Source organism: Thiohalophilus sp., from assembly GCF_046483665.1.
Taxonomy (GTDB): domain Bacteria; phylum Pseudomonadota; class Gammaproteobacteria; order UBA6429; family Thiohalophilaceae; genus Thiohalophilus.
In genome coordinates, this window is sequence record NZ_JAWOCR010000004.1 from 32,140 (window position 1) to 52,328 (window position 20,189).

Genomic DNA, 20,189 nt, shown 5'->3' on the forward strand with positions numbered 1-20,189 from the left:
GATATCTTTAGTGCTTTCGGTGTATTCATTGTCAGCAGTGCTTATGTTAGTGAATCAGTCCCGTTGCACTAACTTATTGTTCGATGATATCCACGCCAGGCGGTGGTGTAAAACGGAAGGTCTCGGCCGAAAAGGTGGGGTTGCGGCGGATGTCATCGAATTCCAGTCGGGTAACTCGACCAAAACCGTCTTTCAGTTCCATAATACGAATTTGCTCGTCGTCGAAGCCCAGCTGGATCTCTTCGAACTGGTTTTCGGGACTTCGGGGAACCAGACGAAACCAGCTCAGTTCGCCTTCATCGGTGTACTCCTGGATCCGATACTGACGTTGCAGATCCCCGGGGCTACTGAGGATCATAGCCGGCGAATCGCGTAGCAAATCGTTTTGCTGTTTGACGATAATCTGTTCCAGATCGACATCATAAGACCACAGTTTTTCCCCATCGGCAATATAGAGCTGCTCATACGGTCGGGTATATTCAAGATAAAACCGATCCGGACGTTTAATCTTGATAATGCCGTGACTTTCCTCTTCAAGCTCCTGCTCGGGACTGAACAGTCGCTGGACAAAACTGGCTTCGAAACTGTCCAGATTGCTGAAATAATCCTCGATGGACGGCGCGGCCTGAGTCGCTGCGCTGAATATCATGCTGGCTATTACGCTGATCACAATTCGTTTTAACATAATGGACTATTTCTCTTGTTCGTTTTTCAGCACAGCGGACGCTGAGGAATAATTAAGCTATCGGGTTCGCTACACTCTGTGACCCGATCTGTCCCGGGTGGTTCAAACTGTCTTTATTCCTTGGGCGGCGGGGGCGCCAGAACGTCGCGGTTGCCATTGGACTCCAGCGGGCCGACGACGCCGGCCTGTTCCATCGCCTCGACCAGCCGTGCCGCGCGGTTGTAACCGATCCGCAATCGGCGCTGCACACCGGAGATGGAGGCGCGGCGAGTTTCAGTGACGATCTGGACTGCTTCGTCGTACAGGGGATCCGCTTCGGCGTCGCCGCCGCCCTCGCCGCGGTAACCGGACTCGGTTTCGGCCGGGCCATTGGTTACTTCATCGAGGTACTGGGGCTGACCGCTTTGTTTCAGGTTCTCGACCACGTTTTGCACTTCATGATCATCAACAAAGGCGCCGTGAATCCGCACCGGCATGCCGGTTCCCGGTGGCAGATACAACATGTCACCATGGCCCAGCAACTGCTCGGCACCCATCTGATCGAGGATCGTGCGCGAGTCGACCCGCGAGGAAACCTGGAAAGCAATTCGTGTCGGAATATTCGATTTGATCAACCCGGTAAGCACATCAACCGACGGCCGCTGAGTGGCCAGAATCAGGTGAATCCCCGAGGCGCGCGCTTTCTGGGCCAGACGGGCGATCAACTCCTCGACCTTTTTCCCGACCACCATCATCATATCCGCCAGCTCGTCGACCACCACCACGATGTAGGGCATGGGTTGCAGTTCCTGGGCTTCCAGCTCGGAGTCGGCCGGATGCAGTGGATCGAGAATCGGTTGCCCCGCCTCTTTGGCCTCGCGCACCTTGCGATTGAAGCCGGCGATGTTGCGCACCTTGAGCGACGACATCAGCCGATACCGTTGATCCATTTCCACCACGCACCAGCGCAACGCGTTGGCGGCATCTTTCATATCGGTGACCACAGGCGCCAGCAGATGGGGAATGCCGTCGTAGATCGACAGCTCCAGCATCTTCGGGTCAATCAGAATCAGTCGCACATCACGGGGGCTGGCGTTATACAGCAGGCTCAGGATCATAGCGTTGAGGGCGACCGATTTACCGGCACCGGTGGTCCCGGCCACCAGCAGATGCGGCATGCGCGCCAGATCGGCAACCGTGGGATTGCCGCTGATGTCCTTGCCCAGCACCAGTGTCAGAGGGGACCGGGAATCGGCAAACTCAGGCGCCTTGAAGGTATCGCTGAGGCGCACCACCTCGCGCTGCTGGTTGGGAATTTCCAGGCCAACGGTGGTTTTGCCCGGGATGACTTCCACGACTCGCACACTGACTGCTGACAGGGCCCGGGCCAGATCCTTGGCCAGGTTGGTGATCTGATTGACCTTGACCCCGGCCGCCGGTTGCAGTTCAAAACGCGTAATCACCGGGCCAGGATGGACGGCAACCACTTCTCCCTCAATGCCAAAATCCTGCAGCTTCAACTCGACCTGGCGGCCCATGGCCTGCAGCGCTTCTTCGGAAATTTCGTTGCGGTCGCCGGGCTGGGTGTCATCCAGCAATGACAGCGGCGGCAACGCGCCCGCCCCTTCATCGCTAAACAGGGGCACCTGCCGCTCGCGCTCGACCCGCTTGCTGGGGATCACCGGTTTTTCCTCGCGCTGGATCACCGGGGGTGAGCGTTTGGCCTCCCTGACCTTGTGCTTTTCAACTTTGGCGGTGGACTGCTGTTGATGCTGTTTGCGTGCCCGGCGTTCCCGGATCCAGTTCACAGCACGGGTCAACGAGGCGCGCAGCGCATACAACAGGCGCAGGGTCAGCGCTCCCAGGCTGTCCATCAGCCACAACCAGGAAAGGTGGGTGAACAGGGTCACTCCGCTCAAAAACAGCGCCAGCAGTAATAATGTGGCTCCCAGAAAACTGAAAGCCGAGGCCATATTGGTGGCCACATAATCGCCCAGGATGCCCCCCGCATTGACCGGCAGCGGACTGACTCCGCCGACATCGTGCAGACTGGCGAGCCCGCAGCCGGCCAGCAGGGTCAGAATAAAGCCGCTGATCCGCAGCCCGAAGCCGCGTATATCGAAGGGCTGCATATTGCGCCGGTCGCGATACAGCCGCCAGCCGACATAGGCGACCATGATCGGAAACAGGTAGGCCAGATAACCGAACAGACTCAAAAAGACGTCAGCCAGCCAGGCGCCGGTCGGCCCCCCCAGATTGGCGATGCGCGGTTGCGCTCCGCCGCTGTGAGACCAGCCCGGATCCGCCGGATGATAGCTGGAGAGCGCCAGCAGAAAATACAGGGCGGTAAAACCGAATACATACAGCGCCCCTTCTTTGAGCGCCCGTTGCAGGTGGCTGGCCAAAGGCGGGGTCTTGGCGTCGGTGGCTGTCTTCTTGGCCTGGGGCAAAGTTTATCTTCTTTATGAGAAAAGTAACATAACTTACTAAATTACAAGAATAATCGCAATATATTTACATTGATTGCAAGGCTGCCAGGAGTACCCTGCCGGCCCGGAGATTGAGCCCCGCGGCGAGGTCCGGCTGGTTCTCCCAACCCGGTTCGGCCAGACGCAGGATATAGGGAACCAGAGCGGCAGACAACGCCTGGGAGGCCGTTCTGGGCACCGCGCCGGGCATGTTGGTAACCCCGTAATGGAGCACCCCTTCCCAGAGGAAGGTCGGCTCCTCGTAGCTGGTCGCCCGGGTGGTTTCAATACAGCCCCCCTGGTCGACCGAAATATCGATGATCACGCTGCCGGCCGGCATCTGCCGGACCGTCTCGGCCGAAACCAGATGCGGGGCTTTTGCGCCGGGGATCAGTACCGCACCGATCAGCAGGTCGGCTGATGGAACAGCCGCTTCGATAGCGCGGGTATAGGCATGGCGGCCGGTCACGTTGGGACCGATCAGGCGGGCCTGCTGCAGTTTATCCCGATCGTGATCGAACACCGTGACCTGGGCGCCCATGCCGGCGGCCATCCGCGCCGCGCTGGTACCGGCCACACCGGCGCCGAGAATCACCACCTGGCCCCGCTCGGTGGCCGGCACCCCGCCCAGCAAGACTCCCCGTCCACCGCGATGATGATAGAGCAGATTGCTGCCGGTCTGACTGGCGATGCGTCCGGCAATATCACTCATTGGCGCCAGTAACGGCAGCCGGTGATGGGCATCGATGACCGTTTCAAAGGCTACCGCCGTCAGGCCGATGTCCCGGAGCGCCCGGGTCAGTTGCGGCGCGGCCGCCAGATGCAGATAGGAAAACAACACGTGATCAGCACGCAGGTGTTCCAGTTCCCCGGGCTGGGGTTCCTTGACCTTGACGATCAATTCAGCCGCCTCGAACAGTTCCTCCGCCGTGGCGACAATCTGCGCACCGTGGGCGCGATAAGCCTCGTCGTCATAACCACTATACTCACCGGCGCCACTTTGAATAAACACCTGATGATCATGGCGGATCAATTCATCGACGGCGTCGGGAATCAGTGCAACTCGCCCTTCCTGAATCTTGATCTCGCCGGGAACTCCGATTCTCATGTTACGGCTTTACCCTCCTGTCGGCATTCCGTAGACTACAGGCACTCCCCTTTACTACAGGCTGAACCTGTTCCGGTTTTGGCGGTCTGTTTAAGGAAATCGAACAACAAATCAATTACATGCATCCGGAGTCTAACACATGAGTGAAGCCAAACACTGTCGCCTGCTTATTCTGGGATCCGGTCCCGCCGGTTATACCGCGGCCATTTATGCCGCGCGCGCCAACCTCAATCCGGTACTGATCACCGGCCTGGAACAGGGTGGCCAATTGATGACTACCACTGAAGTGGATAACTGGCCCGGCGATGTCGAAGGTTTGCAGGGACCGGGGTTGATGGACCGGATGCGCCAGCATGCCGAGCGTTTCGAGACCGAGATCGTCTTTGACCATATTAATCAGGTTGATCTCAAACAAAAGCCCTATACCCTCACCGGCGACAGCGGTGTCTATACCTGTGATGCATTGATTATTGCCACCGGCGCCTCGGCCATGTATCTCGGCCTGCCCTCGGAAGAAACGTTTCGTGGCAAGGGAGTCTCCGCCTGCGCCACCTGCGACGGGTTTTTCTATCGCGGCCAGAAAGTGGCCGTGGTCGGTGGCGGCAATACCGCCGTGGAAGAAGCGCTGTTTCTCTCCAACATTGCCGAGCATGTGACCGTGATTCATCGCCGCGACAAATTCCGTTCGGAAAAAATCCTCTCCGACAAGCTGATGGAAAAGGCCAAAAACGGCAACGTCAGTATCGAATGGAACCACGAGCTGGATGAGGTCCTGGGGGATAACACCGGCGTCACCGGCCTGCGCCTGAAAAGCACGGAGGACGGCAGCACCAGGGAAATTGATGTGATGGGTGTATTCATCGCTATCGGCCATAAACCCAACACCGATATATTCGAAGGTCAGCTGGAAATGGAAGGCGGTTACATCAGCGTCAAAAGCGGCACCAAAGGCGACGCCACCGCTACCAGCGTCCCGGGCGTGTTCGCCGCCGGCGATGTGTCCGATCACATCTACCGCCAGGCTATCACCTCCGCCGGCACCGGCTGCATGGCCGCGCTCGACGCCGAACGTTACCTCGAAAAAGAGGAAAACGCATAGCAAATTTCATAGCTGACTCTCTGGGAAATAACGCGGAGGGCGCGGAGGCGTAGAGACGCAGAGACGCAGAGACGCAGAGACGCAGAGAAACATTCTGTTTAGATCTATTCAGAAAATGTCCTGCAAAACAAGTAACTCAGTCATGTCAACTGACAGCGATGATTTGTTTAGATTAATAATACTCCGCGACTCCGCGTCCTCTGCGTTAATTTAATAGCACCTGGAAAAATGAGCGCCATGACAACCCGGATACTGGAAAGTCTCGCCGAGGTTTCCGCCGAACACTGGAACGCCCTGTCTGACGGGCGTTTTCCATTTGTGCGGTATGAGTTTTTGCGTGCGCTGGAAAGACATAACGCGGTCGGTGAGTTGTATGGCTGGTATCCGCAATATCTGCTCATCGAGGAAAACGGCGTACCGGTGGCCGCGACGCCGATGTATATCAAGGATAATTCCTATGGCGAATTTGTCTTTGACTGGGCCTGGGCTGATGCCTGGCATCGTGCCGGCCTGCACTATTATCCCAAACTGGTGGTCGCCATGCCCTACACTCCTGCAACCGGGCCGCGCCTGCTGGTGCATCCCGATAAAGATTTTGACACTTATGCCGCGCTCTTGATCGAGGCGGCAACCGCCCATGCACAGCAGGCCGGTATGTCATCTCTGCACTGGTTGTTTACTGATGAGCGGGATACACAACGGTTCCGGAACGATCCCCGTTATTTAATGCGTCTGGGTTGTCAGTTTCACTGGCAAAACCACGCTTACCGTGACTTCGATGATTACCTGTCGCACTTTACCCAGCAAAAGCGTAAAAAAATAAAACGGGAACGGCGCATGGTGCAGGAGCAAGGCATCGAAATCGAAATCCGTCATGGTGACGAGATGGAGCCGGAACACTGGGATATTTATCACCGTTTTTATCGCAACACGTTCGAGCGTAAAAGCGGCATCCCGACGCTCTCTCAGAGCTTTTTCATGGAGATCGGCCAGACTATGCCACGCAACGTGGTGGTGGTAATGGCCAGATACCAGGGTGAATACGTGGCGGCGGCGTTTAATGTCTGTGGCCATGATACGTTGTATGGCCGGCACTGGGGTTGCAATCGCGATTTTCACAGCCTGCATTTCGAGGCCTGTTATTATCAGGGACTCGATTACTGCATCGAACATGGGCTGCAACGCTTTGAACCCGGCGCCCAGGGCGAACACAAGATCAGCCGTGGATTTTTACCGGCACCGACGTGGTCGGCGCACTGGATAGCTCATGAAGGTTTTCGCGAAGGGCTGACGCGTTATCTGGATCATGAACGTGAAGCCGTGGAAGATTACATGCAGGAACTGGATACTCACTCGCCTTTCAAGCGATCGGCCTGACCGGTATGAGTGCCCCCTACTGGCTGTCCCCCCGCTATCCTGACTGGTTTCCCGATGTGGAAGAGGCGTTGCGCGATCCCGACGGGTTGCTGGCCCTGGGTGGCGATCTGTCAATCTCCCGTTTGCTGGCAGCCTATCGACACGGTATTTTTCCCTGGTACAGCGACGAACAACCAATTCTCTGGTGGTCGCCGGATCCTCGCTCGGTCCTGTTTCCCGAAGCGCTGAAAATCTCCCGCAGCCTGCGCCAGAGTCTGAAAAAGGGACAATTGAGGATTACCTTTGATACGACCTTTGCCGCGGTGATGCAGCAATGCGCCCGGCCGCGCCGTGATGAACCCGGTACCTGGATCACCGCAGAGATGCAAGACGCCTATCAGCAATTTCATGAAGCGGGCTACGCCCACTCGGTGGAAGCCTGGTATGATGATCAACTGGTCGGCGGCCTGTATGGTGTGGCACTGGGCAAGGTCTTTTTTGGCGAGTCGATGTTTGCCCGCATGAACGACGCCTCGAAAATTGCCTTTGTCACCCTGGTTGCCCATTTGCATGCCTGGGACTTCCGGCTGATCGACTGCCAGGTGGAAACGGAACATCTCAATAGTCTCGGTGCGCAAAACATTCCCCGGCGGGAATTCACCTGCTACCTGGACACCCATTGCGAACCATTCAACCCCGGCCTCTGGTCAGTCGATCCCGAACGGATCCGTCAGTTACAGAAGACCGGACGAATCACTACAGACGCGGGTCGAGACGCCATGTCGACAGGTAATAACGAACTACTGAAAATACCGACACCCCCTGACTCACTGAAATAGCTTTCCGTATTTCGAGATCGATACCGGTTCAGGTCTGAGATGCGACAGATGGAAAAAGCTTGTCTCTCGCAGAGACGCCACGACGCAAAGAAAGCATATAGGGCTCATACTCAGCGCCGCCTGCGTCTTTGAGAGATTATTACGGTCGCACGGCATGGTTTCTGATGCGACTGATACCATTTCGATTTCTCGGTGTACTGGCTATTTTCCCGGACCGCTACAGCTTGCTATTCTAAAGTTCAAGAGAGACACCTGATGACACAACGCCATGACCGATCAGAATAGTTTTCACCCGGTGCTCAGCGAGCTGCAGTTTTTTGCCAGCCCGGAACATCCCTGCAGTTATCTGGAGGATCGTCAGGCGACCTCGATCTTTGTTGACCCGTCACTGGTGCTCCGACCTGCCCATTATTCGGCTCTGGCGAGTATGGGTTTTCGGCGCAGTGGCAATTACCTCTATCGACCCCATTGCCGTCACTGCCGGGCCTGTGTGCCGGTGCGTATTCCTGTCGACCGTTTTGAACCCAACCGCAGTCAACGCCGAACACTCAAGGCCAACCAGGATATACAATTAACAATCCGGCCAGTCGAGTTTGTTGACGAGCATTACGACCTCTATCGACGCTACATGCAGCACCGTCATCCCGGTGGCGGCATGGATAACGATGATCCCGATACCTACATGCGGGTGCTCGACTCCTACTGGGCAGAGACGATCCTGATCGAATTTCGCGCCCATAGGCAATTGCTGGCGATTGCGGTTACCGATGTGCTGGAGGATGGCTTGTCGGCGGTGTATACCTTTTTTGAACCGCAATTGCGTCAACGGAGTCCTGGTACACTGGCAATCCTGCAACAGATTGAACTGGCTCGACAGTGGCAACTGCCCTATCTCTACCTGGGATACTGGATCGAAGCGTCGGACAAGATGAACTACAAACGCCGGTTTCAGCCTCTGCAGGGCTATGATGGTCGACAATGGATCGAGCTGAAAGCGAGCGGTTAAGACGGTATTGGCGATAGCGTCTTGAACAATAGAAACTGGGACATAACCCGGTACTTTAGTCTTCCCAGACACCCTGAATCAGAATTGTAACATTCGTTTACAATTTGTTGTTTCAGTGAATTAAAGAAAGCTGACCGACGGGACGATATAATCTACAAGGCTACCCGAACTCCGCTGTCATGGGAGTGTCATACTGAACAGGCACGCTGGGTTCCCAACATAGGAGGTGCCTTATGTTGAGCTTCATCTACCGTCTCGCCAATGAGTTCGAGCATGAGCAGGGGTTTCGCCCCAATGTGCTGTACATGAACCACCAGCACTTTGGCCGACTGAGAGACGATCTCGCCGAAATTCCCGATCTGGACATCATCAACCAGTTGCTGGGGATGGAAATCGTCCTGGACGATGAGCTCGTCCATCCGCACGTCTACTGGACACCGGTGGACTGGCGCCGCGCCGTAGCCGTCTGAGGACCCCGGATTTCCCTTATCCGGCCTTGAAACGGCCGGATCCGTCGCTATATCGCTATTTACTTTGAAAATCGGCCCCGGATCAGGCATTATTCGCGCTGTTTCGGGGAAGTGAGATAGCGACTGAATGGCTAAAGAAGAACATATTGAAATGGAAGGCACGGTAGTTGAAACCCTGCCCAACACCATGTTTCGGGTTGAACTCGAAAACGGTCACGTTGTGACCGCGCATATTTCCGGAAAAATGCGCAAACACTATATCCGCATCCTGACCGGTGACAAGGTCACCGTCCAGCTGACCCCCTACGACCTCAGCAAGGGACGCATTACCTTCCGAAATCGTTAACCAGCCCTGCGGGCTGGCAGGTTCCAGGGGCTAGTTACTAGTCGCTAGTAAAACAACACCCCCTTGAAATCGAGCCCCTGGAGGCTAGCCCCTGTTCATAAGGCGCGCAGCACTACCTGGCGCCCTGCCTCTGTTCAGGGTTGTGTCACGTAGGCTATCGCCAACGTGACCTACAGGGCTTTCCTAGGACCTGGCCCTAGAACCCAGCCCCTGTTATTGCGTGGCCAGCTCGTCCTTGCTCTCCATCTCAAAGCTCAGTTCGTCATTGTTCACACTGATGCGGATATGACCGCCATTGGCGAGTTTCCCGAACAGCAGCTCTTCGGCCAGCGGCTTTTTGATATTTTCCTGAATGATCCGCGCCATCGGCCGCGCACCCATGCTGGGATCGTAACCGCGCATAGCCAGCCAGGTCCGCGCCTCGGCATCCACTTCCAGCGCCACGCCCTTCTCTTCCAGCTGGGCCTCGAATTCGAACATGAACTTGTCGACCACCTGACTGATGATATCCGGGCTCAGTTGTTTGAACTGAATCACCGCGTCCAGCCGGTTGCGGAATTCCGGGCTGAAGGTCTTCTTGATCGCTTCCATCGCATCGCTGGAATGGTCCTGCCGGGTGAAACCGATGGAGCTGCGCGAGAGACGGTCAGCCCCGGCATTGGTGGTCATGACGATGATCACGTTACGAAAATCGGCCTTGCGGCCGTTATTATCAGTCAGGGTACCGTGGTCCATCACCTGTAGCAGCAGGTTGAACACGTCCGGATGGGCCTTTTCGATCTCATCGAGCAGCAAGACAGAGTGCGGATGCTTGTTGATCTCCTCGGTCAGCAGTCCGCCCTGGTCATAACCGACATAGCCCGGCGGTGCACCAATCAAGCGGGAGACAGTATGCCGCTCCATGTATTCGGACATGTCAAAACGGATCAGTTCGATACCGAGAATCCGGGACAACTGTTTGGTTACTTCGGTCTTGCCCACACCGGTCGGGCCGGCGAACAGGAAGGAACCGATGGGCCGGGTTTCGTTGCCCAGTCCGGCACGGGAAAGCTTGATCGCCGCCGAGAGACTGTCGACTGCCTCGTCCTGCCCGTAGATGACCAGCTTGAGATCCCGTTCCATGTTGCGCAGGGTTTCCATGTCGCTGGAGGAAACCGTCTTGGGCGGAATGCGGGCGATCCTGGCGACAATGGCCTCGATTTCCTTCACCCCGATGGTCTTTTTGCGTTTGGAAGGTGGTTGCATGCGCTGGTTGGCACCGGCCTCGTCGATCACGTCAATCGCCTTGTCGGGCAGATGCCGGTCGTTGATATAGCGCTCCGACAGCTCCGCGGCCAGGCGCAATGCCTGGTGGGTATAGCGTACATTATGATGTTCCTCGAAACGCGATTTGAGCCCCTCGAGGATCTGGATGCACTCGTCCACGGTCGGTTCGGGGACATCGATCTTCTGGAAACGGCGTGACAGGGCCCGGTCTTTTTCAAAAATACCGCGGTACTCCTGGTAGGTAGTCGAACCGATGCATTTGAGCTCTCCGGAGGCCAGCACCGGCTTGATCAGGTTCGAGGCATCCATCGCCCCGCCCGAGGCTGCGCCGGCACCGATGATAGTATGGATTTCATCCACGAACAGCACCCCGCCCTCCTGTTTGCGCAGCTCGGCGAGCACCGCTTTCAGGCGCTTCTCGAAATCACCGCGATACTTGGTGCCCGCCAGCAGGGTGCCCAGATCGAGCGAGTAGATCACGCTGTCGGCCAGAATTTCCGGCACTTCGCCATCCACAATCTTCTTGGCCAACCCCTCGGCCAGAGCGGTTTTGCCGACCCCGGCCTCGCCGACAAACAGCGGGTTGTTCTTGCGCCGGCGGCACAAAACCTGGATGGTGCGCTCCAGTTCGTTCTTGCGGCCAATCAGCGGATCGATACGGCCCTGGCGCGCCATCTCGTTGAGATTGGTGGTGAATTGCTTGAGCGGATTGGCGGCCTCGTCACCCCCCTCATCGTCCGCCAGACTGTCGGCATCCACCTGCTCCTCGTCCTGCACCTTGCTGATGCCGTGCGAGAGGAAATTGACCACCTCGAGGCGACTGACATCCTGCTTTTTCAGGAAGTAGACCGCCTGGGATTCCTGTTCGCTGAAGATGGCCACCAGCACATTGGCGCCGCTGACCTCCTGTTTGCCGGAGGACTGGACATGAAATACCGCCCGTTGCAGCACGCGCTGAAATCCCAGCGTGGGCTGGGTTTCCCGGTCGTCGTGGGGCGGCAGCAGGGGCGTAGTTTCACTGAGAAACTTGTCCAGGTCCTGGCGCAGGGCCTCGATATTGGCATCGCAGGCCTTGAGGACGTCTATCGCGGACGGGTTGTCCAGCAGGGCCAGCAGCAGATGCTCGACGGTCATGAATTCATGCTGTTGCTCGCGCGCCTGCTTGAAGGCTTCGTTCAGGGTTTTTTCCAGGTCTTTATTCAACATGACGACCTCCTCGCCTACTGCTCATCGGCATCCGGCTCCAGGGTACAGAGTAGCGGATGTTCGTTCTGCCTCGAATAATCGTTGACCTGTGCCACCTTGGTTTCGGCAACATCGCGGGGATAGATACCGCAAATGCCTTTGCCTTTGGTATGAACATTCAACATGATATGGGTCGCCTTTTCACGATCCATGCCAAAAAAAGCCTGTAATACATGAACGACAAACTCCATCGGCGTGTAGTCGTCATTTATCAGCACAACTTTATACATGGGCGGGCGCTTGAGTTTCGGTTTTGCTTCCTCAAGCGCCAGCCCGTCATCCTGGCTTTCTCGGGTATGTTTCGGATCACTCATAGGGCCGATTCTAGCTGATGCATGCGGGGAATGCCCATCCCCGTTTTTATCCATCGGTGCGGATGAAATTCAGTTAATTTTGACTATAGTCTGGAAACAAAGTTGCATCGGGCTACGATCCGCTGCAGTGTAATTCCATACCAACATGAGGGGTAAGTGGCTTGCCCCGTCGATGGACAAGGAGGCTGAAAGATTATGTCGACAGGTATAGTGAAATGGTTCAGTAACGCCAAGGGATACGGGTTTATCGCCCCGGAAAGCGGCGGAGATGACATTTTTACCCATTTCTCCGCGATCAGCATGGACGGCTACAAAACCCTGAAGAAAGGCCAGCAGGTCGAATACGAGTATCAGCAGGGCCCCAAGGGGATGCACGCCACGACCGTCACCCCCCGCGACTCCGGCACTCACTAGCCGGCGCGGCGGTCAATCCTGGCCGCAGGCGGCGATACATTCACCCATTCACCCACAAAAAAACCGCCCCGGGGGCGGTTTTTTTGTGGGTGGCAAGGCGCCTTTTTCAGTCCATTTGCTCGATCATCGTCTCCCCGAATGCCGAACAGCTGAGCAAGGTCGCCCCTTCCATCAGGCGTTCAAAGTCATAGGTTACGGTCTTGTTGGCAATGGCGCGGGACATGGCCTGAACGACCCGATCCGCCGCCTCGGTCCAGCCCAGATGGCGTAGCATCATTTCCGCCGAAAGGATCAGTGAGCCGGGGTTGACCTTGTCCTGGCCGGCATACCTGGGGGCGGTGCCGTGCGTGGCCTCGAACAGCGCCACGGTATCGGACATATTGGCGCCCGGGGCTATACCGATGCCGCCCACCTGGGCCGCCAGCGCATCGGAAACATAGTCGCCGTTCAGATTCAGCGTGGCCACCACGTCATAATCTTCCGGGCGTAACAGGATCTGCTGCAGGAAGGCGTCGGCAATCACGTCCTTGACAACGATTTCTGTGCCGGTGTCGGGATTTTTAAAACTGCACCAGGGACCGCCGTCGATGTCCTGCGCGCCGAATTCACGCCGGGCCAGCTCATAACCCCATTGTTTGAAGGCCCCTTCGGTGAATTTCATGATATTACCCTTGTGCACCAGGGTTACCGAAGGCCGGTCATTATCGATGGCATACTGAATGGCCTTGCGCACCAGCCGTTCGGTGCCTTCGCGGGAGACCGGTTTAATGCCGATGCCGGAGCTGTCCGGGAAACGGATCTTGTTAACGCCCATCTCCTGCTGCAGGAACTGAATGACTTTTTTGACTTCCGGGCCGCCCGCTTCCCATTCAATGCCGGCGTAGATGTCCTCGGAGTTCTCCCGGAAGATCACCATGTCGGTTTTGTCCGGCTCTTTTAACGGACTCGGTGTGCCGTTGTAATAGCGTACCGGGCGCAGACAGACGAACAGATCCAGATCCTGACGCAGGGCTACATTCAAAGAACGAATACCGCCACCGACCGGGGTAGTCAGCGGACCCTTGATAGCCACGCTGAACTCGCGAATGGCGGCCAGAGTTTCCTCCGGTAACCAGACGTCCGAACCGTAAAGCCGGGTGGATTTTTCCCCCGCGTAGATTTCCATCCAGTGCAGCTTGCGCTTGCCCGCATAGGCTTTTTCCACTGCCGCATCGATGACTTTCTGCATAACCGGCGTAATATCGATACCAATCCCATCACCCTCAATGAAAGGAATGATCGGATTATCGGGAACCGCCAGTGAATTATCCGGATTGACCGCGATGGCCTGACCATCAGCGGGGACGGCAATCTTGTCGTAAGCCATACCTCTGTCCTGTAAATCGCAAATGAAAGGTCTATTATATCAGGATTGAGGCGCCAGACAGAATGCCCGATGTTCCCCGCGGAATTCAGGGTCAATGAGTCATGCGCTGTTTCTCAAAATCAGGGATTTCGGGTCGACCGATATAATAGCCCTGCAGGCAGTCGATCCCCATCTGTTCGAGAATGTGCATTGTGGCCCCGGTTTCAACGAACTCGGCCACGGTCAGCTTATCCATGGCCCGGCAGATGTCGTTCATTGATTTGACAATCGCCTGGTGGAGTTCGTTATTTTCAAGGTCCCGCACAAACGAGCCGTCGATCTTGACATAATCCACCGGCAATTCCTTGAGATAGGCAAACGAGGAATAACCGACCCCAAAATCATCCAGCGCCGTACGACAGCCCAGATTTCGAAGTTTTTCCAGGAATGTGACGGTCAGTTCCAGATTGGCCATGGCGACTGTCTCGGTTATTTCAAAGGTCAGTCGAGTCGCTTCAATCCCGGTCTGCCTGATTTTATCGGTAATAAAATTAATCATTCCTTCATCGTCAAATGATAAAGCAGACAGATTGATAGACAAATTGAAAGTCTCACTGTCTCCACTGGCCAGATAATCAATAGCATGGTTGACCACCCATCTGTCGATATCCGGCATCAGCCCGAATCGCTCCGCCGGGGGAATAAAACCGCTGGGCATAATAAATCGTCCCTCGTCATCCAGCATACGCAGGAGAACTTCGCAGCGGTTTATTTCGTGCGTACCGGCCTGCATGATTGGCTGAACTACAAACATGAAGCGGTTATTGCGTAAGGCCTGCTTGATGCGGCGTACCCAGCCCATATCATCGGAAATATTTTCGAGATTCTGTTTGTCGGCCTCAGTGTAAATATGTACCTTGTTACGCCCCGAGCGCTTGGCAGCATTACAGGAGAGATCAGCCCGCGCCATCAATTCATCTTTACTGATACCCTGCTCGACCATGGCCACGCCGATCGAGCACCCCACGTCAGCCAGCCTGCCTTCGAATGAGAAGTGATACTGTTCCAGCTTCTTGCGAAAGGCATCGGCGGTTTTTAACGCAGTATCGCGCTCCACGTCATAGAGTATGACCGAGAATTCATCACCGCCGACACGGGCAACCAGATCGGTTTCCCGGCTGCGGGTTTTAAGCATGGCGGCAACTTCAATCAATAATTTGTCACCAGCCATGTGTCCCATTGTATCATTGACGTATTTGAAGTTATCCATATCGATGTACAGCAGAGCGACATCCTCATGTTTCCCCCGGGTCGCGCGTTGCGCGATCCTTTCCACTTCCTGCAGGAAGAAATAGCGGTTATGCAGCCCGGTAAGGGAATCATGTTCCGCCAGATGACGCAGATTGCTGATCATGGTAATACGTTCACTGACATCATCGACCAGTGCGGTATAGAGTAACTGGCCCCCGATATTCATTTCACTGATCTTGAGTGACACAGGAAATGTCATCCCGTTTTTGTGACGCCCGGTCGTATCGATCTCCGAATCCGTGGGCCGAATATCGCCCTGACAAAAGCGGCTTATATACGAATCAGGAGGTCTTCGGGCATCCCGGGGAAACAGTATGTTGACATTTCGACCAATTATCTCTACAGCGCTATAACCAAACAGGCCTTCCGCTGCCTGATTGAAATTTTCGATAATGCCATTCCTGTCCATGGTGATGACGCCCTCGGCGGCATTATCCAGTATCGTTTCCAGCCGCGCCTGGCGTGAATGCACCTGCTCCTGCATATTGTGAAAAGCATCCACCAGTAGCCGGGTTTCCTCGATGTCAGCGGACATGACAGGGTAAAACGACTCGCCACGAGCCTCGGCGTTCATCGCATCGGCCATGATACGCACTGGTCGTCGAATCAAGTGCTCGAACATCAGATAACCGGCCAGCACCAAAATGAGGAAAATCGCTCCGGACAGCCAGATCATCAGATTAATCCGATCCGCCACTGCATGAGTTTTGTCGATAATCTTTGTGGAATGATTCTTTATTTTTTCACTTATCCTGCTGACGACCTGTGTGGTCGTGGAAAACTCCGGTTGTAACTTTTCATTCAGAAACAGATGATCGATGCGCCATTCGTCTGACATCAAGGTCGGCTTGATTTCGGAGAAGTGGTTATCATATTCTATGTAAATCTCACGCATCCGCTCGATAGCAAAGCCTGTCTCAAACGGCAGTTCTCCTTCCTGATCCAGCTCGTATAGTTGTTCGAGCAAATCGCCAATATTGTCCCAGAACATACTGCGGTCATTGAGTGTGACCTCCATGGCCGAACGGGGCGTATCGAACATGCCGCTGCGTGACAGTACGAACATGCGAAAAATACTGATTTGCTGAACCCAGTTATATCGCAGATCAGTAAAAAGCCTGTTCAGCGATTTATTGTTCGATGTCTCGCCTGCCGAATTAATCTCCTGAAGGGCGGTATTGACGGCGACAACAAAATCATTACTCAACGGCAACAATCGCTCATTGAGCGTCCGGCTAAAAGGAAATCGCAAGCGGGTGTCAGATGCGATCATGTTGTAGTAATCGATATAACGTTTAAGTTTTCGAACCTGCTGCTTTAACTCGAAAGCCAGCGCCGCGAAGGAGTCAGGATCGTGCTTTGCCGCTTCCTCCCAGTTATTATCGCGGCTGGATATCGTAAACAGGGTATTGATTTGCTGATTCAGCTGCTCAAGGTAATGGTGAATTTGCTGCTCGACCGATTCATTATCTGAATAGGAGACCACGGTACGCTGATAGACACGTTGTTCGAGCGCTTGCAGGCTGTCGCGAAGTTCGTTGACCTGCCTTTCCAGCTGACGGACTTCCGCAACACTTTGAATGGCTTCCCGGGTTATTTTGCCGGCCTGGTTCTGGCTGTAGACAATCATCCCGCCGAGTACCACCAGGACCAGCAGGGCAAGAACAGCAAAACGTCTCTGTAGAGAAGACAGCAACATAGAAGATATGCAACATGAATTATTATATTAAGTGCCTCTATCGGCAGACCGTGGCACGACTTTAATACCCACAAGTCAAGCTTTTGAATTTAAAGACAAATCTGAAGATGCTGATTCTGCTCAACAAGCCGTATAACGTGGTAAGCCAGTTCAGCGGTGACAGCCTTGAACAGACTCTCGCCCATTACCTGACAATTCCCGGTGTTTATCCGGCCGGGCGTCTGGACAAGGACAGCGAAGGCCTGTTGCTGCTGAGCGATGACGGTAAATTGCAAAACCGGATCAGCGACCCGGTTTTCAAGCTTCCCAAGACTTACCGGGTGCAGGTTGAGGGGGTTCCCGACGAAGCGGCACTGAAACAATTACGTCAGGGTATTGAACTAAAAGAGGGTTTGACCGCTCCGGTCGAAGTCGCGGTCGAGCCGGAACCGCCCGACCTGTGGCCCCGCCAGCCGCCGGTTCGCTATCGGGCGACGATTCCCACTACCTGGCTTTCGCTGGTCCTGCGCGAGGGCCGCAACCGCCAGGTGCGGCGCATGACCGCCGCCGTCGGCTACCCGACCCTGCGCCTGATCCGGTATGCTATCGGTCCCTGGTCGCTGGACGGGCTGCAACCCGGACAGTGGCGGGAAATTGAGCAACCCTGGCCCACCCTGCAACAGTATTGCGAATCCCATGACATTTCAGCCCCACCTGACCGTCGCCGCGGTCATCGAACAAAACAGCCGCTTTCTCATGGTCGAGGAAAACGTCGAGGGCCAGATCGTCCTTAACCAGCCGGCCGGCCATGTGGAAGCCGGGGAAAGCTTCATCGAGGCGGTCATCCGCGAGACCCTGGAAGAGACCGCGCATCCGTTTACACCGCAGGCGGTCACCGGAATCTATCGCTGGCAGCATCCGGACAACGGCATCACCTTTGTGCGCCACACTTTTTGCGGGGCCGTGGGTGAACCGGATACCGGTCTTGAGCTCGACGAAGGTATTCTGCGCGCGCTCTGGCTCAGTCCCGACGAATTACGGGCACAGCGAAATAAACTGCGCAGCCCGCTGGTCATGCAAAGTATCGAGGATTATCTGAGCGGACAGCGCTACCCTCTCAAGCTGTATCGAGATATTCCATAGAGCAAATATTTACTTTGCGTGCTTTGCGCCTCTACGAGAGTTATTGCCTTGATTCATTTGTCTCTCGCAAAGACGCCAAGACGCAGAAAAAGATTAACGATTTAACATTGTATAAAATGGATGTACACGCAAGTATGTCCAGCTTCAAACTCTGTTGAGATATTCAATAGTGCAAATATTAACTTTGCGTTCTTTGCGCCTCTGCGAGAGTTATTGCTTTGATTTATTTGTCTCTCGCAAAGACGCCAAGACGCAGAAAAAGATTACAGATGAACAAAACAACCTGATATGACGAAACTGAATATCATCGTGGGCATGTCCGGCGGGGTCGACTCGTCGGTGGCGGCCCTGTTGTTAAAGCAGCAGGGTCATGCCGTGCGCGGGGTGTTCATGAAAAACTGGGAAGGCGATGATCTTGATGATCACTGCGCCGCCGAGGAAGATCTCAAGGACGCCCGACAGGTCTGCGAGACCCTGGGCATTCCTCTGCAAGGGGTCAATTTCGCCGATCAGTACTGGGATCGGGTCTTCAGCTATTTTCTGCAGGAATACCGTGCCGGGCGCACCCCCAACCCGGATATTCTCTGTAACCGGGAGATCAAGTTCCGCGCCTTTCTCGATTACGCCCTCGCCCGGGGGGCAGAAAAAATTGCCACCGGTCACTATGCCCGTATCCGGGAACAGGACGGCGACTATCAACTGTTGCGGGGCAAGGATCACAACAAGGATCAGAGTTACTTTTTATACACCCTGACCCAGGAACAACTCGGCCGAAGCCTGTTTCCCGTGGGCGAACTGGACAAGCCACAAGTCCGCCGACTGGCCGAACAACAACAGCTGGTAACGTTTAACAAGAAAGACAGTACCGGCATCTGTTTTATTGGCGAACGGGATTTTCGGGCTTTTCTCAAACACTACCTGCCCGCCCAACCTGGTGAGATTCAGACGCCTGAAGGCGAACGCCTCGGTACACATGAAGGACTGATGTATTACACCCTGGGACAACGCCAGGGCCTGGGTATCGGCGGGGTTCGGGGACATGAGGGAGCAACCTGGTATGTTGCCGATAAAGATTTAAATAACAACGTTCTGCTCGTCGTCGACAGCCACGATCATCCCCTGCTGCATAGCCGCCAGTTGACTGCCGGCGATCTTCACTGGATCAGCGGTGAATCGCCCAGCGTCCCGTTTCATTGCACCGCCCGTATCCGCTATCGCCAGGCCGATACAGCCTGTACTATCGACGCGCGGGCCGATGGCAGCTGCGAGGTCACATTCGATGATCCGCAATGGGCCATAACCCCGGGACAGTCGATCGTGTTTTATCAGAATGAGATCTGCCTGGGGGGCGGAATTATCCAGAACTACCTGCGGAGTACCTCATGAACCGGACAGAAGAACAGGTCCTGGCCCTGGCGGCCGTATTTCAGGTCGCCCAGCTGGTGCATAACATCGCTTCCAGCGGACGTTACGAGGAAGACGATCTGCGTCTTTGCCTGCAGGGTATCCTGAATACCGATCCCGACTCGGTTCAGGATGTATTTGGCCCGCCCGGCAGCCTGCGCACGGGTTTGCAGGCGCTGGTAAATCAACTGGGGACGACGGCCAACCAGCGTCAGGTCGAGATTGCCCGCTACGTCATTGTACTTTTGCACCTGCAAGGCAAGCTGAACAAAAACCCGGCCATGCTGGAGCAGATCGCCAACGGCATCGAACGGGTGCGTGCCCAGCTGGAACATTATGATCTGACCCATACCAACGTGCTGGCCAACCTGGCCAGCATTTACAGCGATACTATCAGTACCCTCTCGCCGAAGATTATGGTCAATGGCGAACAGCAACACCTCTCCAACCCGGACAATGTCAGCCGTATCCGTGCCCTGCTGCTGGCCGGCATTCGCGCCGGGGTCCTCTGGCGCCAGCTCGGCGGCCGCCGCTGGCATATCCTGCTCAAACGCAAACGCCTGATCGATACCGCCCAGCAGTTGCTTGCCAAATAGTTAAGCCCTGGAAGTTAACGCGGAGGACGCGGAGTCGCAGAGGCGCGGAGAAAATAAAATCAATTCTTTAAAACAGATATATTTTTTGCTGAACTTGATTAACGCACCAATTTCAAG

17 protein-coding genes and 1 pseudogene are annotated in these 20,189 nt (G+C 55.4%); 11 read left to right on the forward strand and 7 right to left on the reverse strand.

What is annotated here, in order from left to right:
- Window positions 1–73: 73 nt before the first annotated feature.
- The 3 genes from lolA to ald all read right to left on the reverse strand — a co-directional run bounded on the left by lolA (window position 74) and on the right by ald (window position 4,240).
- Complete coding sequence (lolA, locus tag R6U90_RS00390; protein ID WP_410350674.1) at window positions 74–685, reverse strand: outer membrane lipoprotein chaperone LolA; 612 nt, start codon at window positions 683–685, stop codon at window positions 74–76.
- A 113-nt stretch (window positions 686–798) separates the two neighbouring features.
- Window positions 799–3,114 carry a DNA translocase FtsK gene (locus R6U90_RS00395; RefSeq protein WP_410350675.1) on the reverse strand — a complete coding sequence of 772 codons (2,316 nt, stop codon included), beginning with the start codon at window positions 3,112–3,114 and terminating at the stop codon, window positions 799–801.
- Between the two features lie 64 nt (window positions 3,115–3,178).
- Window positions 3,179–4,240 carry an alanine dehydrogenase gene (gene ald, locus R6U90_RS00400; protein WP_410350676.1) on the reverse strand — a complete coding sequence of 354 codons (1,062 nt, stop codon included), beginning with the start codon at window positions 4,238–4,240 and terminating at the stop codon, window positions 3,179–3,181.
- Between the two features lie 139 nt (window positions 4,241–4,379).
- Between ald and trxB the strand changes: the two genes are divergently transcribed.
- The 6 genes and pseudogenes from trxB (at window position 4,380) to infA (ending at window position 9,356) form a co-directional block, all read left to right on the forward strand.
- Window positions 4,380–5,339, forward strand: coding sequence for a thioredoxin-disulfide reductase (gene trxB / locus R6U90_RS00405; RefSeq protein ID WP_410350677.1), 960 nt, complete (start codon window positions 4,380–4,382; stop codon window positions 5,337–5,339).
- Between the two features lie 237 nt (window positions 5,340–5,576).
- Window positions 5,577–6,716, forward strand: a complete 1,140-nt coding sequence (locus R6U90_RS00410; RefSeq protein WP_410350678.1) for a GNAT family N-acetyltransferase — start codon at window positions 5,577–5,579, stop codon at window positions 6,714–6,716.
- Between the two features lie 5 nt (window positions 6,717–6,721).
- Window positions 6,722–7,402 (forward strand): annotated as a pseudogene (gene aat / locus R6U90_RS00415) (leucyl/phenylalanyl-tRNA--protein transferase); the annotation flags it as partial.
- A 400-nt stretch (window positions 7,403–7,802) separates the two neighbouring features.
- Window positions 7,803–8,540 (forward strand): arginyltransferase, encoded by a 738-nt coding sequence (locus R6U90_RS00420; protein ID WP_410350679.1) that lies wholly within the window; start codon window positions 7,803–7,805, stop codon window positions 8,538–8,540.
- Window positions 8,541–8,773: 233 nt separating this feature from the next.
- Window positions 8,774–9,010: a hypothetical protein gene (locus R6U90_RS00425; protein ID WP_410350680.1), complete on the forward strand. Its 237-nt coding sequence runs from the start codon at window positions 8,774–8,776 to the stop codon at window positions 9,008–9,010.
- A gap of 127 nt (window positions 9,011–9,137) precedes the next feature.
- On the forward strand, window positions 9,138–9,356 hold the full coding sequence (infA, locus tag R6U90_RS00430) for a translation initiation factor IF-1 (protein ID WP_310694145.1): 219 nt from the start codon (window positions 9,138–9,140) through the stop codon (window positions 9,354–9,356).
- A 213-nt stretch (window positions 9,357–9,569) separates the two neighbouring features.
- On the opposite strand, the gene clpA is transcribed toward infA, so the two are convergent.
- On the reverse strand, window positions 9,570–11,828 hold the full coding sequence (gene clpA / locus R6U90_RS00435; protein ID WP_410350681.1) for an ATP-dependent Clp protease ATP-binding subunit ClpA: 2,259 nt from the start codon (window positions 11,826–11,828) through the stop codon (window positions 9,570–9,572).
- 14 nt (window positions 11,829–11,842) lie between these two features.
- Window positions 11,843–12,181, reverse strand: a complete 339-nt coding sequence (clpS, locus tag R6U90_RS00440; RefSeq protein ID WP_410350682.1) for an ATP-dependent Clp protease adapter ClpS — start codon at window positions 12,179–12,181, stop codon at window positions 11,843–11,845.
- A gap of 195 nt (window positions 12,182–12,376) precedes the next feature.
- Between clpS and R6U90_RS00445 the strand changes: the two genes are divergently transcribed.
- On the forward strand, window positions 12,377–12,595 hold the full coding sequence (locus R6U90_RS00445; RefSeq protein WP_410350683.1) for a cold shock domain-containing protein: 219 nt from the start codon (window positions 12,377–12,379) through the stop codon (window positions 12,593–12,595).
- Between the two features lie 106 nt (window positions 12,596–12,701).
- On the opposite strand, the gene icd is transcribed toward R6U90_RS00445, so the two are convergent.
- Together icd and R6U90_RS00455 are read right to left on the reverse strand one after the other, a co-directional pair.
- A complete protein-coding gene (gene icd, locus R6U90_RS00450; RefSeq protein WP_410350684.1) occupies window positions 12,702–13,961 on the reverse strand; it encodes an NADP-dependent isocitrate dehydrogenase in 1,260 nt (419 codons plus the stop codon).
- 91 nt (window positions 13,962–14,052) lie between these two features.
- Window positions 14,053–16,950 carry an EAL domain-containing protein gene (locus R6U90_RS00455; protein ID WP_410350686.1) on the reverse strand — a complete coding sequence of 966 codons (2,898 nt, stop codon included), beginning with the start codon at window positions 16,948–16,950 and terminating at the stop codon, window positions 14,053–14,055.
- Between the two features lie 107 nt (window positions 16,951–17,057).
- Here R6U90_RS00455 and R6U90_RS00460 point away from each other — a divergent pair, with 107 nt between their 5' ends.
- The 4 genes from R6U90_RS00460 to hflD all read left to right on the forward strand — a co-directional run bounded on the left by R6U90_RS00460 (window position 17,058) and on the right by hflD (window position 20,072).
- Complete coding sequence (locus R6U90_RS00460) at window positions 17,058–17,723, forward strand: pseudouridine synthase (RefSeq protein ID WP_410350687.1); 666 nt, start codon at window positions 17,058–17,060, stop codon at window positions 17,721–17,723.
- Entirely contained in the window at window positions 17,626–18,072 is a 447-nt protein-coding gene (locus R6U90_RS00465) for an NUDIX hydrolase (RefSeq protein ID WP_410350688.1), read from the forward strand. Before R6U90_RS00460 ends, R6U90_RS00465 begins: the two co-directional genes overlap by 98 nt.
- A gap of 288 nt (window positions 18,073–18,360) precedes the next feature.
- Window positions 18,361–19,458, forward strand: coding sequence for a tRNA 2-thiouridine(34) synthase MnmA (gene mnmA / locus R6U90_RS00470; protein ID WP_410350689.1), 1,098 nt, complete (start codon window positions 18,361–18,363; stop codon window positions 19,456–19,458).
- Window positions 19,455–20,072, forward strand: a complete 618-nt coding sequence (gene hflD / locus R6U90_RS00475; RefSeq protein ID WP_410350690.1) for a high frequency lysogenization protein HflD — start codon at window positions 19,455–19,457, stop codon at window positions 20,070–20,072. The genes mnmA and hflD overlap by 4 nt, the downstream gene beginning before the upstream one ends.
- Window positions 20,073–20,189: the final 117 nt, after the last annotated feature.